The sequence below is a fragment of the Mycolicibacterium sphagni genome (genome assembly GCF_002250655.1).
Taxonomy (GTDB): domain Bacteria; phylum Actinomycetota; class Actinomycetes; order Mycobacteriales; family Mycobacteriaceae; genus Mycobacterium; species Mycobacterium sphagni.
In genome coordinates this window covers 1-10,268 of the sequence record NZ_NOZR01000050.1, presented here as the reverse complement: position 1 = coordinate 10,268, position 10,268 = coordinate 1, and the positions used below count along the sequence as shown (strand labels likewise).

8 protein-coding genes and 1 pseudogene are annotated in these 10,268 nt (G+C 65.7%); 5 read left to right on the top strand and 4 right to left on the bottom strand.

Annotated features, from left to right (window positions below; genetic code table 11):
• Nucleotides 1-1,413, top strand: a pseudogene (locus CG716_RS30440) (hypothetical protein); the annotation flags it as partial.
• A 63-nt stretch (nt 1,414-1,476) separates the two neighbouring features.
• On the opposite strand, the gene CG716_RS29175 reads toward CG716_RS30440, so the two are convergent.
• The 4 genes from CG716_RS29175 to CG716_RS29160 all read right to left on the bottom strand — a co-directional run bounded on the left by CG716_RS29175 (nt 1,477) and on the right by CG716_RS29160 (nt 4,770).
• Nucleotides 1,477-2,847, bottom strand: coding sequence for a cytochrome P450 (locus tag CG716_RS29175; protein ID WP_094484635.1), 1,371 nt, complete (start codon nt 2,845-2,847; stop codon nt 1,477-1,479).
• Between the two features lie 40 nt (nt 2,848-2,887).
• Nucleotides 2,888-3,085 carry a ferredoxin gene (locus CG716_RS29170; protein WP_094484634.1) on the bottom strand — a complete coding sequence of 66 codons (198 nt, stop codon included), beginning with the start codon at nt 3,083-3,085 and terminating at the stop codon, nt 2,888-2,890.
• Between the two features lie 61 nt (nt 3,086-3,146).
• Nucleotides 3,147-4,007 (bottom strand): mycofactocin-coupled SDR family oxidoreductase, encoded by an 861-nt coding sequence (locus CG716_RS29165; protein WP_094484633.1) that lies wholly within the window; start codon nt 4,005-4,007, stop codon nt 3,147-3,149.
• 61 nt (nt 4,008-4,068) lie between these two features.
• Nucleotides 4,069-4,770, bottom strand: a complete 702-nt coding sequence (locus tag CG716_RS29160; RefSeq protein WP_094484632.1) for an SDR family NAD(P)-dependent oxidoreductase — start codon at nt 4,768-4,770, stop codon at nt 4,069-4,071.
• A 318-nt stretch (nt 4,771-5,088) separates the two neighbouring features.
• Between CG716_RS29160 and CG716_RS29155 the strand changes: the two genes are divergently transcribed.
• From CG716_RS29155 to CG716_RS29140, 4 genes are read left to right on the top strand one after another with little or no spacing between them, the layout of a single operon-like run.
• A complete protein-coding gene (locus tag CG716_RS29155; RefSeq protein WP_094484631.1) occupies nt 5,089-6,591 on the top strand; it encodes an aldehyde dehydrogenase family protein in 1,503 nt (500 codons plus the stop codon).
• Nucleotides 6,588-7,793 (top strand): CaiB/BaiF CoA transferase family protein, encoded by a 1,206-nt coding sequence (locus CG716_RS29150; RefSeq protein ID WP_094484630.1) that lies wholly within the window; start codon nt 6,588-6,590, stop codon nt 7,791-7,793. Before CG716_RS29155 ends, CG716_RS29150 begins: the two co-directional genes overlap by 4 nt.
• 17 nt (nt 7,794-7,810) lie before the next feature.
• Complete coding sequence (locus CG716_RS29145) at nt 7,811-9,022, top strand: OB-fold domain-containing protein (RefSeq protein ID WP_094484629.1); 1,212 nt, start codon at nt 7,811-7,813, stop codon at nt 9,020-9,022.
• Nucleotides 9,019-10,188: a thiolase C-terminal domain-containing protein gene (locus tag CG716_RS29140; RefSeq protein ID WP_094484628.1), complete on the top strand. Its 1,170-nt coding sequence runs from the start codon at nt 9,019-9,021 to the stop codon at nt 10,186-10,188. Before CG716_RS29145 ends, CG716_RS29140 begins: the two co-directional genes overlap by 4 nt.
• Nucleotides 10,189-10,268 lie beyond the last annotated feature (80 nt).

The following is a 10,268-nucleotide window of genomic DNA, read 5'->3' as shown; positions in this document are numbered from 1 at the left end:
GCGCTGTTTGCGGCGTTCCAGGCGGCTTTGGCGGCGTTCCCGAACCCGGCGGCGTTCATCAATGCGCTGGTGCAGGCCTTCGGCAACATCAATGTCAACCTGGGTCTGGCCTTGCGGGCGGTGCTCAATGTGGCCATCGACGGACCGCAGGCGTTCCTCAACGCTCTGGTGTCCGGTGGGGCGGCGTTGGCGGCGGCGTTCAACGCGGCATTGGCCAACTTCCCGAGCCCGCAGGCCTTCGTCAACGCCTTCGCCAACGCGCTGGCCGCCATCAACCCGACGTTGGGCATCCTCGCCAACGCATTCACCACGTTCACGGGCCAGTTGGCCGACACGATCCAGGCCGGCATCGCGGCTGGTTCGACGGCCTTCCAATCCCTGATCGCCGCGCTGGGCAACCCGGCCAGCGCACTGTTTGCGGCGTTCCAGGCAGCCCTGGCCGCCTTCCCGAACCCGCAGGCCTTCATCAACGCGCTGGTTGACGCCCTCGGCAACATCAACGTCAACCTCGGGTTGGCGCTGAAGGCCGCGCTCACCCTGAACCTCGATGGGGCACAGGCGATCATCAACGCGTTGGCCAATGGCGGTGCGGCCCTGGCCGCGGCGTTCAACGCAGCGGTGGCGGCCTTCCCGAACCCGGCGGTGTTCGTCGACGCACTCAGCGGAGCGCTCGGCGGCGGATTGCAGACGGCACTCGCGGTCGGGCGGGACCTGTTCAACAACGGTGCTGCGGTGCTGCAGGCTGGTCTGAATGCCGGTGTGGCGGCGGGTAATGCGCTGATCGGCGCGCTCAGCAACGGGCTGATCGTCGGTGGCGCAGCACTGGATACGGCCATCAAGGCCGCCCTCGCTGCGTTCCCATCACCGCAGGCCGTCGTCAACGCATTGGCAGCGGCAGGGGCGCACTTCAGCGCCCAGCTGACCGCACTGGCCAAGGCGCTGAACGCCAGCATCTCGGCGGCGATCAACATCAACATCGGTGGTATCCACATCGGTGGCGGTGTTAATGCCGGTGGCGGAGCAGCGGCGACCGCACTGGCTGCGGCCGGCGTCGCAGCAGCATCCACGGTGACGAGCATCAACAAGACGGCAACGAGCATCGCCGGTAATGCGCCGACGGTCTCGTTGAATGTCAAGGAGCCGGCTCCCACCGTGAGTGCCGCATCGAAGGCTGCCGCGAGCGCATCGCCGTCGGTCAGTGCTCCGACGGTCTCGCTGCCTGCGCCGCCAAAGCTGACGCTGGCTGCGCCGCCGAAGGTGTCGCTGCCTGCGCCGCCGAAGCTGTCGTTGCCGTCGCTGCCGAAGGTGTCGACCAAGGGATCTTCGGATACCAAGGCTTCGACCGACTCCGGCAGCTCCAGCTCCGCGAAGAGTTCCGGTGGTTCAGGCCGCAGCGGTAAGGGCGCTGCCTAAAACCCCCAAAAGCACCGTGGCCCCCTCCGTGAGGAGGGGGCCACGGTCTTTTGTCGGACGGTGTCAGAGCCAGTCGATGACAGCGGCTTCCTTGTGCTCGGTGATCGGACGCGCGAGGCCCTGCTCGACGCAGATCCTCTGCAGCCGTTCGAGTGTCTCGTCGAGGCCGGGGCCAAGACGCGGTCCTGGCGTGAAGTCGGCCGGCAGATGCTTCATGCCCTGGATCACGCCAATGGTTTCGTAGTGCTCGGTGCCCGCGGGGTCGCAGACGTAGTCGGGCATGCGGTCCAAGACGGCGGTCACCATCGACTTGAACACCGTTCGTGCGACATTCGACCCGACGCAGCGATGCACGCCAATGCCGAAACTGAAGTGCCGGTTTCCCTTTCGGTCAAGCTGGACCTGGTTGGGCTTCTCGAACACCGACGGGTCGCGGTTGGCCATCGCCCACGACAGCCATAGCCGCTCACCTTCCTTGAACTTATGCCCCTCGACCTCGACGTCGGCGGAGAACGTGCGTCCATCGCCCGGTGCCGGGGTGAAGAACCGCAGGAACTCTTCCGTGGCCGGATCCAACAGCGTCGCGCGATCCCGGCTGAGCCGTTCGCGCTCAAGGGGATTCTCGCTCAGCCATTCCAGCGAATGTGCGGTCAGTGCCGTGGTGGTGTCGAAGCCGCCACCGATGATCAGCCCGAGATTGCCCAGGATCTCCAGGTCGGGGGCGGGCTCGCCGTCGATGCGCAGCGCAAGCAGCGCGTTCACCAGTCCCGGCCGCGGGTTCTCCCGGACCTCCATCATGGTGGTGATCATGTCGATGCCCATCTGCCGGTTCATCTCGGCGACGCGGGGCGCGTCTGGCGAGTGTTCCGGAGTGGACACCGACAGGTGCGCGGGCTCGCTGTAGACCGGCCACTTCTTCAGCTCGATCCCCATCATGGCCAGGGTGAGCACGGCGGGCACGATGTTGGCGAGGTCATCGACGAAGTCGATGTGCCCGGATTCGATCTTCTCGTCCAGAGAGGCTCGAACGATCTGGTCGACGAACGGGACCCACCGCTTGACGGCGGCAGGGGACAGGTACGGGTTCAGGGCCCCGCGGTAGTCGCTGTGCTCGGGTTCATCCATCTCGAGGATGCCACCGCGAACCACCGTAGCCCGCTGCGCTTTCGGGATCGTGATGCCCTGATAGCCGTTGCGTTCTCCGTTGATGTCGTGATCGTTGGAGACCACCGGGCAGCGCGCGAGCTCGAAGACCTCTTTGCTGCCCGCGGCTACCCAGTGGCCATCGTAGACATCAGTCCACGCCATCGGGCACCGGGACTGCATTTCCTCGGTGATGTTCTCGAATTGATGTCGATACTCCGGCGTATGCCGGTCGAAGTGATAGTTCGGCTGCTTCCGCTCGGTGTCGTCGGTGACGTCATCGATGGTCAAGGCATTGTCTCCCTTGATAGTTCGTGGTGGGCAGACCCGGTCAGTCCTCTTCGATGAGGATTGCCTGCTCCGGACAGGACTGGGCGGCTTCGCGTACGAGCTCAATCTGGTCGGCTGGGACCACTTCGGTGACCGCTGACGAGCTGCCATCAATATCGTTGAGCTGGAACATATCTGGAGCGATCATGGCGCACAGCGTGTGCCCCTGGCACCGCTCCTGGTCAACCCGGACCTTCACAGTTTCCCTTCCCTGTTCGGTGCAGTTGTCGTTTCGATTCGGACGTGGTTGTCGTTTCGACCTAGACGTGGTAGTCGTACCACTTGAGGTAGCCGCCGGCGTCGACACGCAGCTGCATGCCGGTGACATAGCGGGCCTCCTCGGATGCCAACCACAGCACCGCGTTGCTGATGTCCAGGGGCTCAACGAAGTTGACCTTCATCGCCTGCTGAACGCCGAACACCGGTTCGGCATCTGCGCGAGTGGGGTTTTCCAGATCGGGCCGGAAGGAGCGGTACATCGGCTCGCTCTGCAGCATGTCGGTGTTGCAATTGGTCGGATGGACGACGTTGGCCCGAATGCCCCGCACCGCAAGTTCGGTGGCCAGGTCGTGTACATAGTTGGACAGCAGGCGCTTGGCGACCATGTAGGACATGCCGCCCGGATCGGCTCCCGGGCTTGCCTTCTGGTGGGCGTCCATGAGTGCCGCGGTGGAGCCGGTCGCGATGATCGAGGCGCCCGCTTCCAGATGGGGCAGAGCAACCTGGATCGCGTTGATCGTGCCGATCAGGTTGGTGTTGATCACGTCGCACCAGGCCTGCAGCGGCGGCTGCCCCTTCATCCCGGCGATACCGGCCTGGGCGACCACGATGTCGACCTTGCCGAATTCGGTGAGGCCCTGTTCGAGCGCGTCCTTCAGCTGAGCGGCCTCGCGCACGTCGGCCTGCGCGGTGACGATGCCTCGGCCGGTCTTCTTGACCAGCTCGGCGGTTTCCTCGAGGTCCTCGGGGGTGGCCATCTTGTAGCCGATGGAGTCGATGTCTTTGCACAAGTCGACAGCGATGATGTCGGCGCCTTCTTCGGCCAGCCGCAGGGCATGGCTTCGGCCCTGCCCGCGTGCGGCGCCGGTGATGAAGGCAACCTTGCCTTGGACTCGTCCCACAGGTGTTCCTCTCTCTAACTGCTCGTTATGTGTGTCGAAATGACTGTGACGTACCGCGCGCTCAGGTGTTGCGGCCGCCGTTGACGCCGAGGATTTGGCCGGTGATGTAGCTGGCTTCGTCGGAGATGAAGAAGGCGCAGGCCGCGGCGATGTCTTCGGGTCGGCCGATGCGGCGCACCGGAGTGCGATCGATGTTGGCCGCGACGTCGCCTAGGTTGCCGCGGGCTTCGGCTTTGCGCAGCATCGGGGTGTCGATGAAGCCGGGTGGGACGGCGTTGACGGTGATGCCGGCGGGGCCGTATTCCAGGGCAAGGCTTTTGGTCAGGCCGTTGACGCCGGATTTGGCGGCGACGTAGGCCGACATGTAGGGGACCCCGGAGTGGGTGCTCGATGAGGAGATGTTGACGATGCGGCCCCAGCCGGCCTCGATCATGTCGGGCAGGACGGCCTGGATGGTGTGGAAGACGCCGTGCAGGTTGATGTCGACGATCTTCTTCCAGTCTTCGAAGCTGATGTCGGTGAATCGGCGAAAGGAGTCCCGGCCGGCGGCGTTGACCAGGATGGTGACGGGTCCCAGGGCGGCATGGATCTCGGCGAGCGCGGCATCGATCTGGGCGCGGTCGGTGACATCGGCGATGTAGGAGAAGTCGGTCTCTGAGGCGTTGAGGTCGATCGAGGCGACGTGGTAGCCGTCGGCGCGCAGCCGATTGGCCACCGCCAAGCCGATTCCCGAACCGCCACCGGTCACCAACGCCGTCTTCACTGACAGGCTCCGCTGCCGTCGAAAAAGGGACGACACTCTTCACTACGGCGTCCGCACTCCCTCGCGTCGCCGATCCGCTGGATCTCGAATCTCAAGAATCTCCCTTTCTGATATGAGAACGCTACTCTCGGTGTGATCCATTTCGCAAGACACTTCGGCGCAATGTGTCTAACTGCGGAGATGCCTCGAGAGGTCGCGTCAACCGGCTGCGTTTTCGACGCCAGGTTGTTCGGCCAACGCGGCTTGAGTTCTCGTGGCCCGAATGTATGATTCGCCGGAGATGAGAACCGAGTTATCGAACAACCGGAGGAGTTGCTGATGCCGGCCCAGGATGCGACGGCCACCATCGCAAGCGGCGAGCAAGCGGCGGAGAGCCAGGTGTCCGAGCGGCACATGCTGATCGACGGGCAGCTCGTCGGGGCTGCGCGCAGCTATCCGTCGATCAACCCGGCCAACGGAGACGTGGTGGGCTACGCACCCGACGGGGACGTCGCCGACGCTGAGCGTGCGATCGCCGCGGCCCGCAACGCCTTCGACAACACTGACTGGTCCACCAACGTCGAATTGCGGATCCGTTGCCTCGAGCAGCTGCACGCTGCGCTGGTGGAGCACAGCGACGAACTGCGTGCGCTGACAATCGCGGAGGTTGGTGCGACCCGCGCGCTGACCGAGAGCGCCCAGCTGGACGACCCCATCCGCATCGTTGGCTACTACGCGAATCTGTTGAAGACCTATTCGATGACCGAGGAGCTCGGCGAGATCGAAAGCCGTGGGCAGACCCACCGCCGGTGGGTAGAGAAGGAAGCCGCCGGCGTGGTGGCCGCCATCATCGCCTACAACTTTCCCAACCAGCTGGCACTGGCCAAGCTGGGCCCGTCGCTGGCAGCCGGGTGCACTGTCATCCTCAAGGCCGCCCCGGACACCCCGCTGACCACCCTGGCGCTGGCCGAGGTGATCGCGAAGTACACCGACATTCCGGCCGGAGTGGTCAACGTGATCAGCTCCACCGATGCCGCCGTCGGCGCGGCGCTGACCACCAGCCCCGACGTGGACGTGGTGACCTTCACCGGATCGACGGCCACCGGCCGCAAAATCATGGCGGCGGCCAGCGAAACCATCAAAAAGGTCTTCCTGGAACTCGGCGGCAAGTCCGCCATGGTGGTGCTCGACGACGCCGACTTCAACAACTGCGCCATGATGGCGGCCTTCATGATCACCTCGCATGCCGGTCAGGGCTGCGCGATCACTTCTCGGCTGTTGGTGCCCCGTCAGCACCACGACGAGATCGTCGAGCTGGTGAAGAACTTCATGGGCATGGTTCGCCACGGCGACCCGGCTGACCCGTCGACGTACATGGGACCGCTGATCAACGAGGCTCAGCGCGACAAGGTCGACGGCATGGTCCAGCGCGCGGTTGCCGCGGGCGCGACCGTGGTCACCGGCGGCAAGAAAGTCGACGGGCCGGGCTTCTTCTACGAGCCGACTCTCGTCATCAACGTCGACCCCGACAGCGAGCTGGCACAGGACGAGATCTTCGGCCCGGTACTGGCCGTCCTGGCCTACTCCGACGACGACGACGCGGTGCGGATCGCCAACAACTCCATCTACGGACTGTCCGGTGGGGTCTTCGGCGACCAGGATCGCGCCCTGGCGATTGCCCGCCGGATTCGCACCGGCACGATGGGCATCAACGGCGGCAACTACTTCGGTCCGGACAGTCCATTCGGCGGTTACAAGCAGTCCGGTGTCGGCCGCGAGATGGGTGTGGCCGGCCTGGAGGAATTCCTCGAGCGCAAGACTCTTGCGGCGGTCGTGTCGTGAGGCCCCTGGAAGGGGTCCGCATCCTTGAGGTCGCGATGTACGGCTTCGTGCCGTCGTGCGGCGCGGTGCTCGCCGAATGGGGCGCCGACGTCATCAAGGTCGAACACGCGGTGACCGGTGATCCGCAGCGCGGGCTGCGTCAGACCGGCCCACTGCGCGTCGAAGGCGACCCCAACCCGAACATCGAGCACGCCAACCGCGGTAAGCGCAGCATCGGGCTGGACATGTCGGTGCCCGAAGGCAAAGAGGTACTGCTGGAATTGGCGCGCCGCGCTGATGTGTTCCTCACCAGCTTCCTGCCCGGCCACCGCCAGAAGTTCGGGATCGACGTCGACGACATCCGCGCCGTCAACCCGAAGATCATCTACGCGCGCGGCAGTGCGCTCGGCCCGCGCGGCGAGGAGTCGGTCAAGGGCGGGTACGACATGACGGCCTTCTGGTGCCGCGCCGGTACCGCCGCGACCATCACGCCGCCCGGCATCCCAGGCATGATCGCCCCGCCAGGCCCGGCCTACGGTGACACGATCTCGGGCACCAATCTCGCCGGCGGCATCGCGGCCGCGCTGTTCCAGCGTGAGCGCACCGGCGAGCCGACGACCGTCGACGTCTCCTTGCTCGGCAGTGGGCTGTGGGCGATGGGTCACACCGTGGCGCTGACCCAGCACCTCCAACAGCAGATGGTGCAACCGCCTCCGGGTGTGCACGGGTCGCCGATCAACCCGCTGGTGGGCCTCTACGAGACGGCCGACAACCGTTACATCTCGTTTGTGATGATGCAGCCCACCAAGTTCTGGGCGGATGTGTGCAAGCACATGGACCTCGGCGAGCTGGCCGACGACCCCCGGTTCGCCACCGCGGAATCGATCGCGGAGAACACCGCCGCCGCCGTGGAGATCCTGCGCGAGGCCATGGCCAAGCGGCCGCTGGTGGAGTGGAGTGAGCGGTTCGCGACCCTGGCCGGGCCGTGGGCGCCGGTACAGGACACCCTGCAAGCCGCCCAGGACACGCAGATCCGCGCCAACGAATACATCGTGCAGGCAGGCGAACTGGAACTCGTCGCCAATCCGGTGCAATTCGACGTCTCAGCGCCGCACACCGGGCCGGCGCCGGGATTCGCCGAGCAGACCGACGAGATTCTGGAAGAGCTCGGCCTGGACTGGGACCGCATCATCGAACTGAAGACCGCTGGCGCGGTCACCTAGGTCGCGCCGGACAGCTCATGCCACACATCATCGCCATTGGCACCTACCTACCCTCATGGGGGTGTGACGCACATCGCATTGCCGGCGATGACGAGGACGCCATCACACTCGCTGTTGAAGCGGGCCGGGCGGCCTTGTCCGAAGGCGGTGCCGTCGAACGCGTCGTGTTGGTCAGCAGGAATCTGCCGCTGCTGGAGAGCAGCAACGCCGCGGTGTTGCTCGCCGGCCTCGGCCTGGATCCTGAACTCGAGGTGGACGAGCGGCTCGGGGGAGCGCCCGCCACTTTGGATGCGGTCAGTTCGGCCCGGTCACGCACATTGGTCATCGGCACCGACCTCGATCCGGCAGGCGCGGCGGCAATTCTGACCGCCGACAGCGGGCTGCAGGTCCGCACCGCCGCACGCGTGGCCCGCAGCCTTCCCGTCCGCACCCGCAATGAGAGCGGGGTCGTTCACGACTACGGCGACCCGCGACTTCTCCACGAGCGCGGCCTCGTCGCATCGCTGGCGGCCGCCTGGCTCGACACACCTGTCGCCCTGGCCGGCGTCGACCACGATCGCGCCGCCGAACTGTGCGGCGGCGAGCCGCCCGCCCTGCCGACGTCCGGGGCCAGTGCCGCGCTGTTCGCGTTGGCCGCACTCGCCGAATCGCACACCAACGGTCCGTTGGTCGCCGTCGAACAGGCCAGCCTGTCCGGTGTGACGGTGGTCGGCGGGGACGCCGCCGTGTATCGCCGCGAGCCGGCGCCGCGCCCGCGCCCGAACACCAAAGTCGCTCCCGGCGCCGAGATCCCGATCTCCCTGGCAGCCTACGAGCGGGCTTTCGAAGCCAAGGTTCGGTGGGAAGCCGGCAGGCACAGCGGCAGCGACGAATTGGACTTCCCACCGCGCTACCGCCTCGACGAGCACGGCCGGCTCACCACCGACTACGAACTGGTGCCGCTGCCCCGCGCGGGCGCTGTCTACACCGAGGTCACCGTCCACATCCCGGTTCCAGGCTTGCGCACTCCCTACTCGCTGGTGATTGTCGAACTCGACGACGTCGGCGTCCGCGCGCTGGTGAAGGTCACCGGGGTCGAGGCGGGCACGGTAGCCATCGGAGATCGTGGCCGCCTCACATTGCGGCGGGTGGCGATGAGATCCGGTGTGCCCGACTACGGATACGCCTTCGAGCCCTATCAGCCGTCGGCTCCGCGGGAACCGTCGGTTCTGTCGTGGGGTGCCGCATGAGGCGCGTCGCCGTGGTGGGTGCCGGTATGACCGCGTTCGGAGAGCACTTCGCCCTCGGGATGAAGGACCTGCTCCCGATGGCGTTCAGCGAATGCGCGGCTCGGGTTGACAAGGGCGTCAACAAGTCTGAGATCGACGCGGCGTGGTTCGGTGCGATGGGCACCCCCGATGGATTTCCGGCCGGCATCTTGGCGGACTCGCTCGGCCTGCCCAACCTTCCCGTCACGCGCGTCGAGAACTCTTGCGCCACCGGCAATGACGCCGTTCGCAATGCGCTCTACGGTGTCGCGTCCGGCGCGGCCGACGTGGCGCTCGTGATGGGTGCCGACAAGGTCCGTGAGACCGCTTCCAAGCAACTGCTGTGGGAGTGGGAGGCGATGGCCCGCGATATGGCGTGGGATTACCCGCTGGGGTTGGTCTCGCCGGCCGGATTCGCCCTTCACGTTGCGCGTTATTTGCACGAAACCCCGGCTACTCGCGAGCACATGGCGATGGTCGCGGTGAAGAACCATCGGCACGGTGTGTCCAACCCGAAAGCCCGGCTGCGTTTCGAGGTCACTCTTGAAGAGGTGCTCGCTGCTCCGACGGTCGTGACACCGTTCGGCGTCTACGACTGCGCGCCCCAAAGCGATGGCGCCGCAGCACTTTTACTGGCGTCAGAAGACGTGGTGGACCGATTCACCGACCGGCCGGTGTGGATCCGGGGAGTGGGTCTGGGCCTGGACTCGGTGATGCATCAGCACAAGACGGACTTGACGACATTCCCGGCCACGGTTCGTGCGGCCAAAAGAGCGTTCAACATGGCAAATTTGACGCCCGCCGATATCGATGTGGCGGAAGTTCACGATTTCTTCACCGGCATTGAACTGATCAGCTATGAAGATCTCGGCTTCGCCGAACCCGCGGAGGCCTACAAGCTGATGGAGGCCGAGGTGACCTGTGTTGGCGGAGCGCTGCCGGTCAATCCGAGTGGCGGCCTGAAGTCCAAAGGCCACCCGCCCGGTGCCACCGGTGTGGCGCAATGTGTCGAGCTCTTCGACCAGCTTCGCGGCGAGGCAGCCAATCAGGTGGACGGTGCTCGAATCGGGCTGGCCCACAACATCGGTGGGCCGACGGCGGTAGCTGCGGTGACCATTCTGGAAGGACCTGGTTTCGATGGCAGGTAAGGATCGTTGGTCTCCGGGCGTGGCTTTGCGGAGTGCGTCGGGTCCGATGCAGGCTATTGGTGGCTTGTTTGCGATGTCGG

Excerpts from the sequence above, each read along its gene's own strand:
- CG716_RS29155 (WP_094484631.1), top strand. The coding sequence starts at position 5,089 with ATGCCGGCCCAGGATGCGACGGCCACCATCGCAAGCGGCGAGCAAGCG.
- CG716_RS29145 (WP_094484629.1), top strand. The coding sequence starts at position 7,811 with ATGCCACACATCATCGCCATTGGCACCTACCTACCCTCATGGGGGTGT.
- CG716_RS29140 (WP_094484628.1), top strand. The coding sequence starts at position 9,019 with ATGAGGCGCGTCGCCGTGGTGGGTGCCGGTATGACCGCGTTCGGAGAG.